The organism is Paraburkholderia tagetis (genome assembly GCF_022213065.1).
Taxonomy (GTDB): domain Bacteria; phylum Pseudomonadota; class Gammaproteobacteria; order Burkholderiales; family Burkholderiaceae; genus Paraburkholderia; species Paraburkholderia tagetis.
On record NZ_JAKLJA010000019.1, the window covers coordinates 86,553 to 105,734 of the forward strand.

General features: G+C 64.5%; 17 protein-coding genes. 11 read left to right on the forward strand and 6 right to left on the reverse strand.

Annotated features, from left to right (window positions below):
- The first annotated feature begins 180 nt into the window (after positions 1–180).
- The 4 genes from metX to L5014_RS21465 all read left to right on the forward strand — a co-directional run bounded on the left by metX (position 181) and on the right by L5014_RS21465 (position 4,789).
- Entirely contained in the window at positions 181–1,326 is a 1,146-nt protein-coding gene (metX, locus tag L5014_RS21450) for a homoserine O-succinyltransferase MetX (protein WP_238465747.1), read from the forward strand.
- A complete protein-coding gene (metW, locus tag L5014_RS21455) occupies positions 1,323–1,931 on the forward strand; it encodes a methionine biosynthesis protein MetW (protein ID WP_238465748.1) in 609 nt (202 codons plus the stop codon). The genes metX and metW overlap by 4 nt, the downstream gene beginning before the upstream one ends.
- 126 nt (positions 1,932–2,057) lie before the next feature.
- The gene (locus L5014_RS21460) at positions 2,058–3,512 is read left to right on the forward strand and encodes an AmpG family muropeptide MFS transporter (protein ID WP_238465749.1); all 1,455 of its coding nucleotides are present in this window, start codon (positions 2,058–2,060) and stop codon (positions 3,510–3,512) included.
- A 161-nt stretch (positions 3,513–3,673) separates the two neighbouring features.
- Positions 3,674–4,789 carry a M48 family metalloprotease gene (locus tag L5014_RS21465; RefSeq protein WP_238465750.1) on the forward strand — a complete coding sequence of 372 codons (1,116 nt, stop codon included), beginning with the start codon at positions 3,674–3,676 and terminating at the stop codon, positions 4,787–4,789.
- Between the two features lie 93 nt (positions 4,790–4,882).
- Here L5014_RS21465 and L5014_RS21470 read toward each other — a convergent pair whose 3' ends face one another.
- The 5 genes from L5014_RS21470 to gatC all read right to left on the reverse strand — a co-directional run bounded on the left by L5014_RS21470 (position 4,883) and on the right by gatC (position 10,133).
- Entirely contained in the window at positions 4,883–5,665 is a 783-nt protein-coding gene (locus L5014_RS21470) for an exodeoxyribonuclease III (protein ID WP_238465751.1), read from the reverse strand.
- A gap of 90 nt (positions 5,666–5,755) precedes the next feature.
- Complete coding sequence (locus tag L5014_RS21475; RefSeq protein WP_238465752.1) at positions 5,756–6,592, reverse strand: PPK2 family polyphosphate kinase; 837 nt, start codon at positions 6,590–6,592, stop codon at positions 5,756–5,758.
- A 99-nt stretch (positions 6,593–6,691) separates the two neighbouring features.
- Complete coding sequence (gene gatB / locus L5014_RS21480) at positions 6,692–8,167, reverse strand: Asp-tRNA(Asn)/Glu-tRNA(Gln) amidotransferase subunit GatB (protein ID WP_238465753.1); 1,476 nt, start codon at positions 8,165–8,167, stop codon at positions 6,692–6,694.
- Between the two features lie 3 nt (positions 8,168–8,170).
- Positions 8,171–9,661: an Asp-tRNA(Asn)/Glu-tRNA(Gln) amidotransferase subunit GatA gene (gene gatA / locus L5014_RS21485; RefSeq protein ID WP_238465754.1), complete on the reverse strand. Its 1,491-nt coding sequence runs from the start codon at positions 9,659–9,661 to the stop codon at positions 8,171–8,173.
- Positions 9,662–9,833: 172 nt separating this feature from the next.
- Positions 9,834–10,133 (reverse strand): Asp-tRNA(Asn)/Glu-tRNA(Gln) amidotransferase subunit GatC, encoded by a 300-nt coding sequence (gene gatC, locus L5014_RS21490; protein ID WP_238465755.1) that lies wholly within the window; start codon positions 10,131–10,133, stop codon positions 9,834–9,836.
- 381 nt (positions 10,134–10,514) lie between these two features.
- Between gatC and L5014_RS21495 the strand changes: the two genes are divergently transcribed.
- The 7 genes from L5014_RS21495 (at position 10,515) to L5014_RS21525 (ending at position 18,298) form a co-directional block, all read left to right on the forward strand.
- Positions 10,515–11,558, forward strand: a complete 1,044-nt coding sequence (locus tag L5014_RS21495) for a rod shape-determining protein (RefSeq protein ID WP_004189550.1) — start codon at positions 10,515–10,517, stop codon at positions 11,556–11,558.
- A 253-nt stretch (positions 11,559–11,811) separates the two neighbouring features.
- Positions 11,812–12,942 (forward strand): rod shape-determining protein MreC, encoded by a 1,131-nt coding sequence (gene mreC, locus L5014_RS21500; RefSeq protein ID WP_238465756.1) that lies wholly within the window; start codon positions 11,812–11,814, stop codon positions 12,940–12,942.
- Entirely contained in the window at positions 12,942–13,454 is a 513-nt protein-coding gene (gene mreD, locus L5014_RS21505; RefSeq protein ID WP_238465757.1) for a rod shape-determining protein MreD, read from the forward strand. The genes mreC and mreD overlap by 1 nt, the downstream gene beginning before the upstream one ends.
- Before the next feature lie 105 nt (positions 13,455–13,559).
- Positions 13,560–16,022 carry a penicillin-binding protein 2 gene (gene mrdA, locus L5014_RS21510; RefSeq protein ID WP_238465758.1) on the forward strand — a complete coding sequence of 821 codons (2,463 nt, stop codon included), beginning with the start codon at positions 13,560–13,562 and terminating at the stop codon, positions 16,020–16,022.
- A 9-nt stretch (positions 16,023–16,031) separates the two neighbouring features.
- On the forward strand, positions 16,032–17,198 hold the full coding sequence (rodA, locus tag L5014_RS21515; protein WP_238465759.1) for a rod shape-determining protein RodA: 1,167 nt from the start codon (positions 16,032–16,034) through the stop codon (positions 17,196–17,198).
- A gap of 351 nt (positions 17,199–17,549) precedes the next feature.
- A complete protein-coding gene (locus L5014_RS21520) occupies positions 17,550–17,780 on the forward strand; it encodes a hypothetical protein (RefSeq protein ID WP_238465760.1) in 231 nt (76 codons plus the stop codon).
- On the forward strand, positions 17,777–18,298 hold the full coding sequence (locus L5014_RS21525; RefSeq protein ID WP_238465761.1) for a hypothetical protein: 522 nt from the start codon (positions 17,777–17,779) through the stop codon (positions 18,296–18,298). Before L5014_RS21520 ends, L5014_RS21525 begins: the two co-directional genes overlap by 4 nt.
- Positions 18,299–18,415: 117 nt before the next feature.
- Here the strand turns inward: L5014_RS21525 and L5014_RS21530 are convergent, their stop codons facing one another.
- Entirely contained in the window at positions 18,416–19,138 is a 723-nt protein-coding gene (locus L5014_RS21530) for a tetratricopeptide repeat protein (RefSeq protein ID WP_420800112.1), read from the reverse strand.
- Between the last annotated feature and the right edge of the window lie 44 nt (positions 19,139–19,182).

Genomic DNA, 19,182 nt, shown 5'->3' on the forward strand with positions numbered 1-19,182 from the left:
TGCATCACCCACGCGCCGATTTGCTGACTCGATTGCGGGCGCGTGAACTCCTGGCCTGTTGCTGACTTCGGCCTGGAGTTCGATATAAATGCGGCTAAAGAGGTCGTCAGCTGCGCCGCTTCTTTCGCACTCCGCGCCCGCCGACACCGTTTAGCCGCCCAAAAACCGAAGGCGGAACGAATGGAATCGATCGGCATCGTCGCTCCTCAAACACTGCATTTCGACGAGCCCCTGCAACTGCAGAACGGCACGGCGCTCGCCGGGTACGACCTCGTGGTCGAGACCTACGGCACGCTCAACGCCACGCGTAGCAACGCGGTGCTCGTCTGTCACGCACTCAACGCGTCGCACCATGTCGCGGGCGTCTATGCGGACAACCCGAAAGACGTCGGCTGGTGGGACAACATGGTCGGGCCGGGCAAGCCGCTCGACACCAACCGCTTCTTCGTGATCGGGGTGAACAATCTGGGCTCGTGCTTCGGCTCGACCGGCCCGATGAGCATCGACCCCGCCACGGGCAAGCCGTGGGGCGCGCGCTTCCCGGTGGTGACGGTGGAAGACTGGGTGGACGCCCAGGCGCTCGTGGCCGACCGCTTCGGCATCGAGAAGTTTGCCGCTGTGATGGGCGGCAGCCTCGGCGGCATGCAGGCGCTCGCGTGGAGCCTGCGCTACCCGGAGCGCATCGGCCATTGCATCGTGGTGGCCTCCACGCCCAAGCTCTCCGCGCAGAACATCGCGTTCAACGAAGTGGCGCGCTCGTCGATCCTCTCGGACCCCGACTTCCACGGCGGCGACTATTACGCGCACAACGTGAAGCCCAGGCGCGGCCTGCGCGTGGCACGCATGATCGGCCATATCACCTATCTCTCGGACGACGACATGGCCGCGAAATTCGGCCGTGCGCTGCGCCGCGCCGAGGGCGCCGTGAACGACTACAACTTCAACTTCGACGTGGAGTTCGAAGTGGAGTCGTATCTGCGCTATCAGGGCGACAAGTTCGCCGATTACTTCGACGCCAATACGTATCTGCTGATCACGCGCGCGCTCGACTACTTCGATCCCGCGAAGGACTTCGACGGCGATCTCACGCGCGCGCTCGCGCACACCAAGGCGAAATACCTCGTGGCGAGTTTCAGCACCGACTGGCGTTTCGCGCCCGCGCGCTCGCGCGAACTGGTGAAGGCGCTGCTCGACCACAAGCGCCAGGTGACCTACGCCGAGATCGACGCACCGCACGGCCACGACGCCTTCCTGCTCGACGACGCGCGCTATCACAACGTCGTGCGCGCCTATTACGAACGCATTGCCAACGAGGTGGGCGCATGAACCAGAGCGCTTTGGACAGTCTTTCCGCGCGTGCCGACTTTCGCACGATCGCACGCTGGATCGAGCCGCGTGCGACCGTGCTCGATCTCGGCTGCGGCGACGGCGCGCTGCTTTCGCTGCTCACCGAAGAGCTCGAATGCACGGGCTACGGCATCGAGATCAACGACGCGGGCGTGCTCGCCTCGGTGGCCAACGGCATCAACGTGATCCAGCAGAATCTGGAGGACGGCCTGCGCCTCTTCGAAGACGCGAGCTTCGACTTCGCGATCCTCTCGCAAACCTTGCAGACCATTCACCAGACCGCCGCGATCCTGCGCGAGACGGCGCGCGTGGGCAAGGAATGCATCGTCTCGTTTCCGAACTTCGGCTACTGGCCGCACCGCCTTTCGGTGCTGCGCGGGCGCATGCCGGTTTCGAAGTCGCTGCCTTATCAGTGGCACAACACGCCGAACGTGCGCGTGCTCACAGTGAAGGACTTCGAGGCGCTGGCGCCCGAGGTCGGCATCGAGATTCTCGACCGCGCCGTGCTGCACGGAGGCCAGACGGTTCGATGGGGCGTGAACTGGCGTGGTAGTCTTGCGGTCTATCGCGTGAAGAAAGCGTGAGGAAGCGTTGACACCGGCAGCGGCGTTGCGCGTCCTTCACGGATCACCGACCTGAAACCACGCTGGTCACCCGCTGGTCACCCGCTGGTCACCGCGCCGCCGCCCTCCGACGACACTCCGGACGACATGCAGAATCCGCCCCAAGAGGCCACCACCGACACCCCGCAGACGTCCCAGGCGTCCGAAGCAGACGATACGACCCTGACGTCACACAACCTGGACGCACACGAAGAACACCCCGGCTGGCGCGCGTACCTGAACACGCACATGCTGATCTGCGTGTTTCTCGGCTTCACCTCGGGGCTGCCCCTCTTCACGCTCGTCTATCTCGTGCAGGCATGGCTGCGCTCCGAGGGCGTCAATCTCAAGGAAATCGGCCTCTTCGCGCTGATCCAGTTCCCCTATACGTGGAAGTTCGTCTGGGCGCCGCTCATGGACCGCTACGTGCCGCACCTGCCCGGCTGGCGCCCGGGGCGCAGGCGCGGCTGGATGCTCGTCACGCAGATTCTCGTAGCGGGCGCGATCGGCACGCTCGGCTTCGTCTCGCCGAAGGAGTCGATCTGGACCGTGGCCGCGCTCACCGCGCTCGTGGCGCTCTTCGGCGCGAGCCAGGACATCGCCATCGACGCCTACCGGCGCGAGCTGCTCAAGGACACCGAGCAAGGCCTCGGCAATGCGGTGCACGTGAATGCGTACAAGATCGCGGCGCTCGTGCCGGGTTCGCTCGCGCTGATTCTCTCCGACCATCTGCCGTGGAGCACCGTATTCGTCGTGACGGCGGTGTTCATGATTCCCGGCATGATCATGTCGCTCGTGGTGCGCGAGCCCGAAGTGCACGGCGCGCCGCCGAAGAACCTGCGCGAAGCCATCGTGCAGCCGTTCGCCGAATTCGTGCATCGCGATGGTCTCGGCGCGGCGCTCTTCGTGCTCGCTTTCATCTTTCTGTACAAGCTCGGCGACACGATGGCGACGACGCTTTCGACGTCGTTCTTCCTCGATATCGGCTACTCGCGCACGGAAATCGGCGTGATCGCCAAGATGACTGCGTTCGGCGCGAGTCTTGCGGGCGGCATTATCGGCGGCGTGGCGCTTGTGAAGATCGGCATCGGTCGCGGCCTGTGGATCTTCGGCTTCCTGCAGATGATCTCGACGCTCGGCTTCGCCTGGCTCGCGCAACTCGGCCCGGACTCGCCCACGCTCGCGCTCATCTATGACGCCATCGTGTCGGTGAGCCATGGCGTCGCGCACATCGCCAGCGCCGTCGGCCTGAACGCGCAGCTCGCGCTGGACCCGCGCGCCGCCGCGCTCGCACTCGTCTACGGCCTCGAAACGTTCGCAACGGGCCTCACGCTCGCCGCGTTCACCGCGTATATCGCCAGCACGACCGATCCGCGCTATACCGCCACGCAATTCGCGCTGTTCACGAGCCTCGCCTCGGTGCCGCGCACGCTCGCGTCCGCGGCAAGCGGTTATGTGGTCGCGAAGATCGGCTGGTTCGATTACTTCATCGTCTGCACGGTGCTCGCGGTACCGGGTATGCTCCTGCTCATTCGTATCGCCCCGTGGAGAATCCGGTCGTGAAGTCCCGCCAGCATGCCGTGCCCGCCAGCCGCCCGACGCCTCGCCGTCCGGGATGGAGCGACACGCACCGAACCGTGGATCAGGGACGAATCGATGCGCAGGTGAACCCAAACGACAATGCGCACGGCGCGGGTTCGCCTGCATTACGCAGGCGCACACGCATGCGCGGCGCAAGCAACGCGCTCGCGCTGGCGCTCGCCGCGGCGCTGCCCGTCTACGGCTCCTTCCATGCGGGACCCGCGAGCGCCGCCGAAAATGCAGCCAGCGGCTCGATATCAGGCGCGTCCGCCGGCTCGCCCGGCAGCGCACCGGCCAATTCTGCAACCAGTCCCGCTCCCACGCCGGCACCGCAAGCCGGCACAGAGGAAGCGCCCGGCTCGGCCGCCGCGTCTTCGGGCGGGAACGCGCAAAGTGCGCCCGGCAACAACACCACAACGGCCACGTCCAGCGGTCCTAGCACGGGCCGCGTGGTGCGCTTCGGCAACATCGCCGTGTTTCGCAACCTGATTCCCTCGCCGATGCTCGAAGCGCAGGCCGCGGCCGAGTACAACGAGATCGTGCGCGGCGCGGCGCATTCGAAACTGCTCTACCCCGACTCCGATCCGCATGCGCAGCGCGTGCGCCAGTTCGTCGACCGGCTCGCACCTTACTCGCTCAAGTGGAGCGACCGCGTAAAGACCTGGAAGTGGGAAGTGGCGGTGATCCGCTCGCCGGATATCCGCATGTACTGCCTGCCGGGCGGCAAGATCGTGGTGTACGGCGGCCTGCTCGACCGCGTGAAGCTCAACGACAACGAACTCGGCATGCTGCTCGGCCACGAAATTGCCCATGCGGTGCGCGAGCACGTGCGCGAGCGTCTGGGCGAGCAGCAGGCTGCGCAAATCGAGGCGGGCGTGGTGCCGCAACTCTTCGGGCTCGCGGATCTCGGCGTGTTCCCGCTCGGCATCGGCTCGCGCCTCGTGGAGATGCACTATGGCCGCGACGACGAGACCGAAGCCGACGTGATCGGCAGCGACATCGCCGCGCGTGCAGGCTACGATCCACGCGCGGCACTCACGCTCTGGGACAAGCTCGCCACGGCCACGCGCACCGACCGCGACCAGGGCTTCATCTACGTGCACCCGTACACGACGGCGCGGCGCGCGGACATCGCCAAGCGTCTCGCCGACATGATGCCGCTCTACGCGAAGGCAATCGGCAAACCGCTGGCGAGCTTGCCTGACTATCAGGGCATTCCGGTGCCAAAGCGGCCGAAGATGGCGACGGCTGCGCCTTGAGGGCGCGGCCCGGATGGCGTTTCAGATCGCGCTAAAGGCGCGCGAGCGGTGCCCTGAAGACGACCCGAAGGCGCCCCGCCGCGTGACGCACGCTCAGCGCTTCTTGATCTTGTAGTCGTAGTCGATGATCAGCGGCGCGTGGTCGCTGAACTTGATGTCCTTGAAGACGGACGTGTGCTTCGCCGTGGCCGCGATGCCGGGCGTCGCGATCTCGTAGTCGATACGCCACCCCACGTTCTTCGCGTAGGCCTGGCCGCGGTTGCTCCACCAGGTGTACTGCTCGGGGCGCGGGTCGAGTGTGCGAAACACGTCCACGTAGCCCACCTCGTCGAAAAGCTTCGTGAGCCAGGCGCGCTCTTCAGGCAGGCAGCCGGAATTCTTCTGGTTGCCCTTCCAGTTCTTGATGTCGATTTCCTTGTGGACGATGTTGACGTCGCCGCACAGGATGACTTCGCGCTCGCGCTTGAGCGCCTCCAGATGCGGCAGGAACGCGTCCATGAAGCGGTACTTCGCCTGCTGGCGCTCGTCGCCGCTCGAGCCCGAGGGCACGTACACCGAAATCACCGAAAGCTTGCCGTAGCGCGTCTCGACGTAACGGCCTTCCGGGTCGAACTCCTCGCTGCCGAAGCCGATGATCACGTCGTCGGGTTCATGGCGCGTGTAGACGCCCGCGCCGCTATAGCCCTTCTTCACTGCATGCTGGAAATAGCCCTTGAAATCGTGCGGCGCCATGAATTCGGGCGTCATGTCGTCCTGCGAGCACTTGATTTCCTGCACGCAGAGCACGTCGGCGTTCTGCTCGCCGAACCATTCGAAGAAGCCCTTCTTCGCCGCGGAGCGGATGCCATTGAGGTTCGCAGTGATCACACGCAGCATGTCTTCAGTCCTTTTTGATTTGCGCGGGTTTGAGTTGTGGCCGTGGCCGCATTGGAATCGCATTGAGGCCGCATGAAGCCGCATGAAGCGTCACTCGATCTTCACGCCCTTGAGCTCGGCCTTGGCAGGCGGAAATTCGAGCTTGAGCCCGTCCATCAGACGCAGCAGCAACTCGGCCACCATTACGTTGCGATGTGTTTTTGAGTCGGCGGGAATCACGTACCAGGGCGCACTTTCGGTAGACGTGGCCGCGAGCACGTCGCGATACGCGGCCTGATAGGCGTCCCAATGCTTGCGTGCCTCGAGGTCGGAAAGATCGAATTTCCAGTGCTTGTTGGGGTCGTCGATGCGCGCCTGGAGGCGGCGGCGCTGCTCGTCCTTCGAAATGTGCAGCCAACACTTGATGATGGTCGTGCCGTTCTCCGCGAGCATGGCCTCGAAGTCGCGAATCTGCCGGTAGCGGCGCTCGCACTCTTCCTGATCGATCTGGCCCGTCACGCGCGGCACGAGCACGTCTTCATAGTGGCTGCGGTTGAAGATGGCCAGTTCGCCAGCGCCCGGCGCCTGCATATGCACGCGCCAGAGATAGTCGTGCGCCGCCTCGATGGGCGTGGGCGCGCGAAACGGCACGATGCGCAGGCCGAGCGGATCGACGTCCTGGAACACGCCGCGTATGGTGCCGTCCTTACCGCTCGTGTCCATGCCCTGGAGCACCAGCAGCACGCGATGATGCTGTTGCGCATGCAGGCGCTCCTGCTGCACGTCGAGCCTGGCGCCGATTTCCGCCAGGCGCTCGCGATCGCCATCCTTGCTGCCGTTCGAGAACGGCTTCGCAGCCGGATCGATCGTCTCGGGCGAGAACTTCTCCGCTTTCTTGTCGCCGAAATACGGCACGCGGTAATCGTCGAGACTCGAGAACTTCGCCATATGCTGCTCTCCTGAAACAGCAAGGCGGCATCGCACGCCACGCGCGCGACGCCGCCCCGCAAGGATGCCCGGCTAACGGTAACGGCCAATCCGGCCCAGTCAGCCCAGCTTCTTTTTCAGCAACTCGTTGACCTGCTGAGGGTTAGCCTTGCCCTTGGTCGCCTTCATCGCCTGGCCGATTAGCGCGTTGAACGCCTTTTCCTTGCCGGCGCGGAATTCCTCGACCGACTTCTGGTTCGCCGCGAGCACCTCGTCGATGATCGCTTCGAGCGCGCCGGTATCCGAAATCTGCTTGAGGCCCTTCGCTTCGATGACGCGGTCCGCAGCGGCTTCGTCCGCGGCCTTCTCGTCCCACATCGCCTGGAACACTTCCTTGGCGATCTTGTTCGAGATCGTGCCGTCGGCGATACGCTGGATCAGCAGCGCGAACTGCGCGGCCGAGACCGGCGAGGCGTCGATGTCGAGCCCTTCGCGATTCAGCTGCGAGGACACTTCGCCCATCAGCCAGTTCGCGGCGGTCTTCGCCTGGGCGGCGCCGGTCTTCGCCACGACCGCTTCGAAGTACCCAGCCATCGCCTTGCTCGACGTGAGCACGTTCGCGTCGTACGGCGTCACGCCGTACTGCTCGATGAAACGCGTTTGCATCGTCGCGGGCAGCTCGGGCATCGCGCCCTTCACGCGCTCGATCCACGCCGCGTCGATCACGAGCGGCATGAGGTCGGGGTCGGGAAAATAGCGGTAATCGTGCGCGTCTTCCTTGCTGCGCATCGAGCGCGTCTCGCGCTTGTCCGGGTCGTAGAGGCGCGTTTCCTGCACGACGGTGCCGCCGTCTTCGATCAGCTCGATCTGGCGACGCACTTCGTACTGGATCGCTTCTTCGAGGAAACGGAACGAGTTCAGGTTCTTGATCTCGGCGCGCGTGCCGAATTCCTTCTGGCCGACCGGGCGCACCGAAACGTTCGCGTCGCAGCGGAACGACCCTTCCTGCATGTTGCCGTCGCAGATGCCGAGCCACATGACGAGCGTGTGCAACGCCTTCGCATACGCCACGGCTTCCGCCGCGCTGCGCATTTCAGGTTCCGTGACAATTTCGAGCAGCGGCGTGCCGGCACGATTCAGGTCGATGCCCGTCATGCCCGCGAAGTCTTCGTGCAGCGACTTGCCCGCGTCTTCTTCGAGGTGCGCGCGCGTGAGATTGACGGTCTTCTCGTACGCTTGCTTGCCGGTCTTCTCGTTGGCCGGGATCTGGATCGTGATCTGACCGCCCTGCACGACCGGAATCTCGTACTGGCTGATCTGATAGCCCTTCGGCAGGTCAGGATAGAAGTAATTCTTGCGCGCGAAGATGCTGCGCGGCGCGATCGTCGAGCCGATCGCGAGACCGAAGCGGATCGCGCGCTCGACGGCGCCCCGGTTCATCACCGGCAGCACGCCCGGCAACGCGAGATCGACGGGGCAGGCCTGCGTGTTGGGCGCGGCGCCGAACTGCGTCGATGCGCCCGAGAAGATCTTCGACGCCGTCGACAGTTGTGCGTGCGTCTCGAGACCGATAACGACTTCCCATTGCGTGCTCATTCTTTACACCCCTGCCGGCGCCTTGCGATGCCATTCGGTCGCGCGCTGGAAAGCGTCGGCGACCTGCAGCATGCGGGCCTCGTTGAAATAGTTGCCGACGATCTGCAGACCGACGGGACGCTGCGCGTTCGCCCCCGCGCCGAAGCCGCACGGCACGCTCATGCCGGGCAGGCCCGCGAGGCTCGTGGAGAGCGTGTAGATGTCCGCGAGATACATCTGCAGCGGATCGTCGCCCTTTGCGCCGAGGTCCCATGCCACGCTCGGCGCGACCGGTCCCATGATGACGTCGCACTGCTTGAACGCTTCCTGGAAGTCCTGCGCGATGATGCGGCGGATCTTCTGCGCCTGCAGGTAGTACGCGTCGTAATAACCGTGCGAGAGCACGTAGGTGCCCACCAGAATGCGGCGCTTCACTTCGGGGCCGAAGCCCTCGGCGCGCGACTTCTTGTACATGTCGAGCAGGTCGGTGTACTCGGCCGCGCGGTGGCCGTAGCGCACGCCGTCGAAGCGCGAGAGATTCGACGAGGCCTCAGCCGGCGCGATCACGTAGTACACGGGGATCGAAAGCTCGGTCTTCGGCAGCGTGACTTCCACGAGCGTGGCGCCGAGCGATTCGTACGTCTTGAGCGCGCCGTCGATAGCGGCGCGCACGTCGTCGGCGAGGCCCGCGCCGAAGTATTCCTTCGGCAGGCCGATGCGCAGGCCCGCGAGCGGCTTGTCGGCCGTGGCGTTCGCGCTCCACGTCTGCCCGAGATGGCGCGTGTAGTCTTCGTCGTCACGTTGCAGGCTCGTGGAATCGCGCTCGTCGAAGCCCGCCATCGCGTTGAGCAGGAGCGCGCAGTCGGCGGCGCTTTGCGCCATCGGGCCGCCCTGGTCCAGCGACGAGGCGAACGCGATCATGCCGTAGCGCGAGACGCGGCCATAAGTGGGCTTGATGCCCGTGATGCCCGAGAACGACGCGGGCTGACGGATCGAGCCGCCCGTGTCGGTGCCGGTCGCCGCAACGGCCAGACGCGCGGCCACGGCCGCGGCCGAGCCGCCCGAGGAGCCGCCCGGCACGGCCTGCTTGTCCCACGGGTTCTTCACGGCGCCGAAGTGCGAGTTCTCGTTGGACGAGCCCATCGCGAATTCGTCCATGTTGGTCTTGCCGACGCAGACCATGCCCGCGCGCTCGAGACGCGCCACGACGGTCGCGTCGAACGGGCTCGCATAGTTTGCAAGCATCTTCGAGCCAGCGGTCGAGCGCCAGCCGCGCGTGACGAACACGTCCTTGTGCGCGAGCGGAATGCCGGCCAGCGGGCCGGCGTTGCCGCCGGCGATGAGCGCGTCGGCGGCCTTGGCCTGCGCGAGCGTCAGCTCGGGATTGACGTCGACGAAGGCGTTCAAATCTTGATTCGCGTCAATTCGGCTCAAGAAGTGCTGAGCCAGTTCGACAGCGGAGCACGCCTTCGCGGCCAGCGCGGCGCGCAGTTCGGTCAAGCTTTTGTCATGCATTGCGTGATTCCTGGAAGAACGTAACGGCGCGCCCACAATGTTTCGCGCCGCCGGGAGCGCCCTGGCGCGCGAGTGCGGACCGCGCAGCGCCGGATTCGGGGTTTCCGCATTCGCGGAAGTTAAAGTTATCTAACTCGAACTTCATCGAAAATGACGGGAAATGAGCGCGTGTTTACTCAATCACGCGCGGCACGAGGTAAAGTCCGTCCTGTACCGCGGGCGCGGGATGCTGAAACGCGTCGCGGTCCACGGTTTCGGTTACCGCGTCCTCGCGCAGTCGCAGCGCGACGTCTTCGATCTGCTCGATCGGATGCGCGAGCGGCGCGATGCCCGTAGTGTCCACGGCCTGCATCTGCTCGACGAGCCCGAAGAAGTTATTCAGGCGCTCGAGCGTATTGCCGGCCTCGGCTTCGGCCAGTTCGAGGCGCGCAAGATGCGCGATGCGCTTCACATCGGTCAAGGTCAGGGCCATGCGGTCACCGGAAAAAAAATGAGGCTGCGGCAGCGCGGAAAATCGGTGCTGCAACAGCGGTTTATTGCACCAGATCCGGGGGTGGAGGAAAGCCTCGACGAAGTCAAAAACTGCCTTCCGGATCCTGCAAAACAGGCAAAATTATAAGGTATCATTACGCGTTCGACTCAAACCCGGACCGCCTTGCGCCCGCCTTTCATCCCTGATCGCAGCAATGTGCGCTCAGGCGGCGCTCAGCGTGGCCGACTCCGGTAATCATTCCCGCAGTTTCAGGCTCCTCGCGGCGGCGCTTTCCGCCCGTCCTGAGGCTGTTATTTTTTCCGCTGCCGCCCCGTGACCCGCTCGTCCCAAGGTCGGCCACAAGCGAGACAGGATTTTTGAATGTTCGGTTTTCTTCGTAGCTACTTCTCCAACGATCTCGCGATCGACCTCGGCACCGCCAACACCCTGATCTACATGCGCGGCAAGGGCATCGTCCTTGACGAGCCGTCGGTCGTGTCCATCCGCCAGGAAGGCGGCCCGAACGGCAAGAAGACGATCCAGGCGGTCGGCAAGGAAGCCAAGCAGATGCTCGGCAAGGTGCCGGGCAACATCGAGGCCATCCGCCCGATGAAGGACGGCGTGATCGCCGACTTCACCGTCACCGAGCAGATGATCAAGCAGTTCATCAAGACTGCGCACGAGTCGCGCATGTTCTCGCCGTCGCCGCGCATCATCATCTGCGTGCCGTGCGGCTCCACCCAGGTCGAGCGCCGCGCGATCAAGGAAGCCGCGCACGGCGCCGGCGCCTCGCAGGTCTATCTGATCGAAGAACCCATGGCAGCGGCCATCGGCGCGGGTCTGCCGGTTTCGGAAGCCACCGGCTCGATGGTCGTCGACATCGGCGGCGGCACGACCGAAGTGGGCGTGATCTCGCTTGGCGGCATCGTGTACAAGGGCTCGGTGCGCGTGGGCGGCGACAAGTTCGACGAGGCCATCGTCAACTACATCCGCCGCAACTACGGCATGCTGATCGGCGAGCAAACCGCCGAAGCCATCAAGAAGGAAATCGGCTCGGCGTTCCCGGGTTCCGAAGTGAAGGAAATGGAAGTGAAGGGCCGCAACCTGTCGGAAGGCATTCCGCGCAGCTTCACCATTTCGAGCAACGAAATCCTCGAAGCGCTCACCGACCCGCTGAACCAGATCGTCTCGTCGGTGAAGATCGCCCTCGAGCAAACGCCGCCGGAACTGGGCGCCGACATCGCCGAGCGCGGCATGATGCTCACGGGCGGCGGCGCGCTCCTGCGCGACCTCGACCGTCTGCTCGCCGAAGAAACCGGCCTGCCGGTGCTGGTGGCCGAAGATCCGCTCACCTGCGTGGTGCGCGGCTCGGGCATGGCGCTCGAGCGCATGGACAAGCTCGGCAGCATCTTCTCGTACGAGTAAGCGCGCCGTGCAGCGCCGCAGGTCGATGCGCAGTGCACCGTCGAAGTGCACCGCTCGGGCAAAGGCGGCGCAATTGAAGCACACTTGGCTCCGGCGGCACGCACACCGCCGCACCGTCCGCAACGCGGCGCCCTTTGTCGAACGCAGTTAGCGCTCTTGCTTACTGCGTTCCCATGCAAGGTCAGGCGCCGCTGTTGCATTTCACGTCTCACAATCAAGTTTCACCGAACCGCACACGCGCCCGGCGCCGACCATGGAATACAGTCCGCCGCCTCTATTCAAGCAAGGCCCCTCGGCACTCGCACGGCTAATCTTCTTTGTCGTTCTGTCGATTGCGCTGCTCCTCTCCGACGCCCGCTTCAAGACGCTCGAAGTCGTGCGCGGCGTGCTCGGCGCAGGTCTTTATCCGCTGCAACGCGCCGCCCTCGTGCCGCGCGACCTCTTCATGGGCGCGGCCGACCTCGCTGTGACGAGCGCCACGTTGCGTCAGGACAACGCGAAGCTCCACACGCGCAACCTCCAGCTCTCGCAGCAAGCCAACGACGCGGCCTCGCTCGCCGCCGAAAACGCGCACCTGCGCGCGCTGCTGCAGCTTTCACAACGCATCGGCGCCCAAACCACGCCAGCCGAGATCCAGTACGACACGCGCGACCCCTTCACGCAGAAGGTCGTGATCGGCGGCGGCTCGCAGCAGGGCGTGCAGAACGGCTCGCCCGTGCTGAGCGAAGACGGCGTGATCGGCCAGGTCACGCGCGTGTTCCCGATGCAATCCGAAGTCACGCTCGTGACCGACAAAGACCAGGCGGTGCCGGTCGAGATCGTGCGCACCGGCCTGCGCAGCGTGATCTACGGCACGGCCAAGGGCGATTTGCTCGATCTGCGCTTCGTGCCGATCAGCGCCGACGTGCAAGTGGGCGACGAACTCGTGACGAGCGGCCTCGATGGCATCTATCCGCAAGGGCTGCCGGTCGCGAAGGTGCTACGCATCGACAAGCAGGCCGACACCGCGTTTGCGCGCGTGATCTGCGTGCCGCTCGCGGCGGTGCGCGGCGCGCGCGAGGTGCTGGTGCTGCATTACGTGCCGCAAGTGCCGCCGAATCCGGTCGAGGCCGCTGAAGCTGCTGCCGCCGCTGCCGCCGCCGAGGCCAAGGACGCGAAGAAGAAAAAGCCCGCAAAGAGCGCGGACAAGAAGGCCGACGACAAATCGAAGCCGGCCGCGAATGCGCCGGGCAACACAGTGGCCAATACAGTGGCCAATACAGTGGCCAATACAGTGGCCAACGCAGCGGCCAACGCGCCAGGCAACGCTCAGGCGGGCGCACATGCAGGCGCCGCGGCGAAGACGCCGGCCGCCGCGCCCGCGAAGCCGCAGGGGGGCCATTGATGACGCGTCCGCAATACATCCTGCAGCCGGTCAACCCGTATTTCATCGCATTCAGCCTCGCGACCGCGTTCCTGCTGAACCTGCTGCCCTGGGGCAAGCTGCCGGGCATTCCCGACTTCGTCGCGCTCGTGCTGCTGTTCTGGAACATCCATCAGCCGCGCAAGGTGGGCATGGGCATCGCGTTCTGCCTCGGCCTCCTGATGGACGTGCATAACGCGAACCTGCTCGGCGAGCACGCGCTCGCCTACACGCTGCTCTCGTATGGCGCGATCACGATTCATCGCCGCGTGCTCTGGATGTCGCTCGGCGTGCAGATGTTCGCCGTCATGCCGATGCTCGTCGCCGCGCAGGTCGTGCCGTTCGTGGTTCGTCTCTTGATGGGTGCGCCGTTCCCCGGCTGGGGCTATCTGGTCAGCGGCTTCGTGGAGGCCGTGCTCTGGCCGGTCGCCAGCATCGTGCTGCTGCTGCCGCAGCGCCGCCCCATCGATCCCGACGACACCCGGCCCATCTGAGCGGCCGCGCGCCGCTCACCGTTGAAAGACGCAACCGATGACCCTCCCTTACTACCGGCCCGCCGCAGCGCCTGAGCGAGGCGCGGGCCCCGGTGCACTCCGCGCATGACCGAATTCAAGGACACCCAGCAGCAGCTCACGAAGTTCCGCCTGCGCGTCGCGGCGGCGGGACTGTTCGTGTTCGTCTGCTTCGGGCTGATCGCGTTCCGCTTCCTCTGGCTGCAAGTCTGGAACCACAACAAGTACTCGCTGCAAGCCGACGAGAACCGCATTTCGGTCGCGCCCATCGTGCCGAACCGCGGCATCATCACCGACCGCAACGGCGTCGTGCTCGCGAAGAACTACTCGGCGTACACGCTCGAAATCACGCCCTCGAAGCTCACCGACACGCTCGACAACACGATCGATGAGCTTTCGACGGTGATCCCGATCGATGCGCGCGACCGCCGCCGCTTCAAGAAGCTGCTCGAAGACTCGAAGAACTTCGAGAGCCTGCCGATCCGCACGCGCCTCACCGACGACGAAGTCGCGCGCTTCACCGCGCAGCGCTTCCGCTTTCCCGGCGTGGAGGTGCGCGCGCGCCTGTTCCGTCAATACCCGCTCGGCACCACAGCCGCGCACGTGATCGGCTATATCGGCCGCATCTCGCAGCGCGACCAGGAGCGCATCGACGACATGAGCGACAAGAACGACAGCGATCCCGAGCATTACGATCCGCGTCTCGATGCGAACAACTACAAGGGCACCGACTACATCGGCAAGATCGGCGTCGAGCAGAGCTACGAAACCGAGCTGCACGGCCTGACCGGCTTCGAGGAAGTCGAAGTGACGGCGGGCGGGCGCCCCGTACGCACGCTCAAGCGCACCCAGGCCACGCCCGGCAACAACCTCGTGCTCTCGCTCGATATCGGCTTGCAGCAGGTGGCTGAGCAGGCCTTCGCGGGCAAGCGCGGCGCGCTCGTGGCAATCGAGCCGTCCACGGGCGACATTCTTGCGTTCGTCTCGGCGCCGAGCTTCGACCCGAACTCGTTCGTGGACGGCATCGACCAGCAGACCTGGGACGCGCTGAACAACTCGCCCGATCATCCGCTCCTGAACCGGCCGTTGCACGGCACCTATCCGCCGGGCTCGACCTACAAGCCGTTCATGGCGCTCGCCGCGCTCACGCTGCACAAGCGCACGCCGCAATGGGGCTTCCCGGACCCCGGCTACTACATGTTCGGCGGCCACCGCTTCAACAACGACGTGCGCTCCGGCCAGGGCTGGGTCGACATGAACAAGGCGATCATGGTGTCGAACGACACCTACTTCTTCATGCTCGCGCACGACCTGGGCGTGGACGCCATCGCGAATTTCATGAAGCCGCTCGGCTTCGGCCAGCTCACCGGCATCGACATCGCGGGCGAGGCGCGCGGCATCCTGCCGTCCACCGAGTGGAAACGCAAGGCCTATCGCAAGCCCGAGCAGCAGAAGTGGTACGAGGGCGAGACGATCAGTCTCGGCATCGGCCAGGGCTACAACTCGTTCACGATCCTGCAGCTCGCGCACGCCACGGCCACGCTCGCCGACAACGGCGTGCTGATGAAGCCGCACCTCGTGAAGGAGATCGAAAGTCCGATCACGAAGGCGCAGCACCTCACCGTGCCAAGCGAAAGCGGACGCCTGAACGTGAAGCAGTCCGACATCGACGTCGTGAAGCGCGGCATGGAAGGCGTAACGATGAATCCGTCGGGCACGGCGTACAAGATCTTCGCGAACGCGCCGTATACCTCGGCGGGCAAGACCGGCACCGCGCAGGTGTTCTCCCTGCAAGGCGCGAAATATCAGGCCCATGCGCTCGCCGAGCATCTGCGCGACCACGCGCTCTTCATCGCCTTCGCACCCGCCGACAAGCCGCAGATCGCCGTCGCGCTGGTCGTCGAAAACGGCGGCTGGGGCGCGCAGGCGGCGGGCCCGATCGCGCGCAGCGTGCTCGACTACTGGCTCGTCGACCGCCTGAAGCCGGGCGTCGTGCAGGCTGCCGTGGCCGCGGCGGCCTCGGAGACGCAGGAGGCATCCGCGCCCACGATCGGCGGTGCGCCGCAGGCCGCCTCGGCAGGCGCCGGGACGTCGCCGGTCAAGGTTGCCGCGGGCTTCACGCCACTGCCGATTCCGGGCGCAGCTTCGGCTGCTGCGGCGGCCTCGGAAGCAGCCGCCGCTGCGGCTGCTTCGGGCGCGTCCGCAACGACGGCGCCCGGCACGGCGCCAACACCCGCCGCCGCAGCCAGGCCCGCCAGCGCCGGCGCTAAACCGCGCAAGGCGCCCGCCCACCCGGCCGCGCCCGAGGCACAAAAGGCGCCCGCAGCCCCCCTACCCACAGGCACCGATGCCGTAAACGGCGGCACGTCGACAAGCACGTCCGACACCACGGACGCCGGCGGCGACGCTCCGGCCCAACGGCCTGCCGCGCCCGCGCTACCCCGCCATTTCGGCCCCGGCCCGCATCGTCCGCACCGCCCCGCGAGCGCCCCCGATGCGGCCACGCTCGCGCCGCCGCCCAAGCCCGCCACGGGCGGCATCGACGAGTAAGGAGTTCCCATGCCTTTCTTCCAGTTCGACAAGATCGACAAACGCGCCGTGCTGGGCACGCTGCGCAAGATGTTCCTGGGCTTCGATCGTCCGCTCGCGCTCACGGTGTTCCTGCTGCTGTGCGTGGGCATCGTCACGCTCTACAGCGCGACCCTCGACATGCCGGGCCGCGTCGAAGACCAGTTGCGCAACATCATGCTCACCTTCGTGCTGATGTGGGCGCTCGCCAATGTGCCGCCCACCACGCTCATGCGCTTCGCGGTGCCGGTCTATTCCATCGGCATTGCCTTGCTGATAGCGGTCGCGCTATTCGGACTCACGCGCAAGGGCGCCAAGCGCTGGATCAACGTGGGCGTGGTGATCCAGCCCTCCGAGATCCTCAAGATCGCCACGCCGCTCATGCTCGCGTGGTACTACCAGCGACGCGAAGGCGTCATGCGCTGGTACGACTTCGTGGTCGGCTTCGTGATCCTGCTCGTGCCGGTCGGGCTGATCGCCAAGCAGCCGGACCTCGGCACCGCCGTGCTCGTGTTCGCGGCGGGCTTCTTCGTGATCTATTTCGCGGGGCTCTCGTTCAAGCTGATCGTGCCGGTTCTCGTTGCCGGCGTGATCGCCGTAGCATCGATCGCCGCGTTCCAGGACAAGATCTGCCAGCCGCAGGTGAACTGGCCACTCATGCACGACTACCAGAAGCATCGCATCTGCACGCTGCTCGATCCCACCTCCGACCCGCTCGGCAAGGGCTTCCACACGATTCAGGCCGTGATTGCGATCGGCTCGGGCGGACCGCTCGGCAAGGGCTGGCTGAAGGGCACGCAGTCGCATCTGGAGTTCATCCCCGAAAAGCACACCGACTTCATCTTCGCGGTGTTCTCGGAGGAGTTCGGCATGGTGGGCGGGATCGTGCTGCTCACGCTCTACATGTGTCTGATCGCACGCGGGCTCTATATCGCCGCCAACGGCGCGACGCTGTTCGGGCGCTTATTGGCCGGCTCGCTCACCATGGCGTTCTTCACCTATGCGTTCGTGAACATTGGCATGGTGAGCGGCATCCTGCCCGTGGTGGGCGTGCCGCTGCCGTTCATGAGCTACGGCGGCACCGCGCTCACGACGCTCGGCGTCGCCATCGGGTTGATCATGAGCGTCGGGCGGCAAAAGCGGCTCATGCAAAGTTAGCGCGTGGTCAGTGCGCACCGGCAAGCGCGGGGAATAACGGCCATCGTCACCGTATTACCCTCGCATCGTGTACAGCCGAAGTAATTGACGATGGCTACCACTTCGATGCGAGCTGGAATCGTACCGGATTCAAGCCCTCGATATCTGACAGGCAACAGTTAATTTTGCCTGTCAGACGGCGAATTTGAAGAAATGAATGATAGGATTTCCTATCAGGAGTTGAGCGATATTGAGCCATCGCACTATCAACTTGATTTGCGGACTGTTGTGAGATAAGGGGATTGCTACCATTCCCAGCATTGCAATTGGATCGCAAATCAAATTGAGGATAACATGGCGTATGGCGCGACAATGGGCGATGCAGCGATCCGGCTTGTAGATTTTGCTAGTGATAAACCGCTTGAGTTCATTCTAACCATGTCGGCAACTATCACAACCGCAGTTCTCATGCTGGCAATAATTTCAAAATGTATCATTGCACCGCTTGACCGTCTTAAGGATGCTTTTACGTTGGAGAGACGGGAGTCACGAGAAAAGCCGATGGCGGAGAACGCACAACCAAGTGTGGAGGATGCAAAATGAGCGAAGCACTCAGGATTTTGCTCTGGACTGGTCTGGTGCTGGTGCTGGTTGCGACATATCTTTTTTTCGTGTTGCGCCTGGCAATAGCGGTGCAGCCTTACAGATTGAAGCTTGCCAGAGAGGGGGAGAGATTATCCAGATCCCCTGGATTGACGGCGTTTGACCGCGAATATATTCGCTTCTGCCTGGATAATGCATATAGCGGCGCGATAGTATTTTCCGCAATTTTTGCGTTGCCGCTATCAGGCTTTCGTTTGATGCTATCAAGAAATAATAAATCATCTGACATCGACAATGAAAGCAAGCTCATTAAATCACATCACCTTGATCAAGTATCAAGATTATTCTACTGTTCCGTCATTGCTGCCAATCCGATTTGCGCCTTAATCGTTGCCATTGAATTAATCGCAATAGTATTTTTTGGCGTGTTGTGGGCCGGAAACCTCGAATTTCTTCGGCGGATTGCAGCAAGAATTATTGCTTCAGAGTATGCCTCTGAAAAATTGATGCACACGTGACGATGAGATACGGCACGCGCTGCCCTGCAACGATCCCACGAGAAACGCGCCGCCTTGCACGGCGCGTTTTCTTTTTCACGAAGCGGCGCTGGAGATAAGAGAGCGCGCGCCCAGCGCCTATTGCGGCGCCGACTTCATCAGTTGCGTGCTCAACTGCTGATACTTGAGCCGCGCCACGGGGTCTCCCTGCGCCGCCGCCGCCGCGTAGTAGGCGCGCGCGACGTTCAGGTTCTTCGGCACGCCGTCGCCGCCACGCTCGTAGAACGAGCCGGTCACGTATTGCGCCGTCATGTCGCCGCCTTCCGCGGCCTTCTTGTACCAGTAGAACGCCTGCTTGTTGTCGCGCGACGTGCCGCGCCCGTCGAGATACTGGTTCGCGAGTGCGAGCTCGGCCTGCACGTGCCCCTGCTTCGCGGCCTTCAGGAACCACTGGTGCGCCTGAACCGGATCGCGATCGACGAAGTCGCCGTCGTCGTACATCTTGCCGTAGACGTATTGTGCATGGGACATGTTCGCGTCGGCGGCCTTGCGCAGCCACTTGCGGCCCTCGCCCACGTCGGCGGCGCCGCCCTCGCCATTGAGCAGCATCATCGCGTAGTTGAATTCGGCGAGCCGGTTGCCGCGCTCGGCCGCCGCCTGGAATTCGGTACGCGCGCCCGTGAGATTGCCGGCGTTGTAGTCGGCCACGGCATTGGCCGTCTGCGGATCGGACTGCGCGCCCGCGACGGGCTTCGTGGCAGGCGCGCTTGCACCCGCATTCGCACCCGCATTCGCACCCGCATTCGCACCCGCATTCGCACCCACGCTTGCACCCACGCTTGCACCCACGCTTGCACCCACAGCCGCGCTCGCCGCCCCGGCGGCGCCGGCCGCAGCCGCCTGGC

What these genes read in the sequence shown, in the direction of transcription:
- mreD (WP_238465757.1), top strand. Translation starts at nt 12,942, where the DNA reads ATGACGCGTCCGCAATACATCCTGCAGCCGGTCAACCCGTATTTCATC.
- mreC (WP_238465756.1), top strand. Translation starts at nt 11,812, where the DNA reads ATGGAATACAGTCCGCCGCCTCTATTCAAGCAAGGCCCCTCGGCACTC.
- gatC (WP_238465755.1), bottom strand. Translation starts at nt 10,133, where the DNA reads ATGGCCCTGACCTTGACCGATGTGAAGCGCATCGCGCATCTTGCGCGC.
- L5014_RS21460 (WP_238465749.1), top strand. Translation starts at nt 2,058, where the DNA reads ATGCAGAATCCGCCCCAAGAGGCCACCACCGACACCCCGCAGACGTCC.
- metW (WP_238465748.1), top strand. Translation starts at nt 1,323, where the DNA reads ATGAACCAGAGCGCTTTGGACAGTCTTTCCGCGCGTGCCGACTTTCGC.
- gatB (WP_238465753.1), bottom strand. Translation starts at nt 8,167, where the DNA reads ATGAGCACGCAATGGGAAGTCGTTATCGGTCTCGAGACGCACGCACAA.
- gatA (WP_238465754.1), bottom strand. Translation starts at nt 9,661, where the DNA reads ATGCATGACAAAAGCTTGACCGAACTGCGCGCCGCGCTGGCCGCGAAG.
- metX (WP_238465747.1), top strand. Translation starts at nt 181, where the DNA reads ATGGAATCGATCGGCATCGTCGCTCCTCAAACACTGCATTTCGACGAG.
- L5014_RS21525 (WP_238465761.1), top strand. Translation starts at nt 17,777, where the DNA reads ATGAGCGAAGCACTCAGGATTTTGCTCTGGACTGGTCTGGTGCTGGTG.
- L5014_RS21520 (WP_238465760.1), top strand. Translation starts at nt 17,550, where the DNA reads ATGGGCGATGCAGCGATCCGGCTTGTAGATTTTGCTAGTGATAAACCG.
- L5014_RS21495 (WP_004189550.1), top strand. Translation starts at nt 10,515, where the DNA reads ATGTTCGGTTTTCTTCGTAGCTACTTCTCCAACGATCTCGCGATCGAC.
- mrdA (WP_238465758.1), top strand. Translation starts at nt 13,560, where the DNA reads ATGACCGAATTCAAGGACACCCAGCAGCAGCTCACGAAGTTCCGCCTG.
- rodA (WP_238465759.1), top strand. Translation starts at nt 16,032, where the DNA reads ATGCCTTTCTTCCAGTTCGACAAGATCGACAAACGCGCCGTGCTGGGC.
- L5014_RS21475 (WP_238465752.1), bottom strand. Translation starts at nt 6,592, where the DNA reads ATGGCGAAGTTCTCGAGTCTCGACGATTACCGCGTGCCGTATTTCGGC.
- L5014_RS21470 (WP_238465751.1), bottom strand. Translation starts at nt 5,665, where the DNA reads ATGCTGCGTGTGATCACTGCGAACCTCAATGGCATCCGCTCCGCGGCG.
- L5014_RS21465 (WP_238465750.1), top strand. Translation starts at nt 3,674, where the DNA reads ATGCGCGGCGCAAGCAACGCGCTCGCGCTGGCGCTCGCCGCGGCGCTG.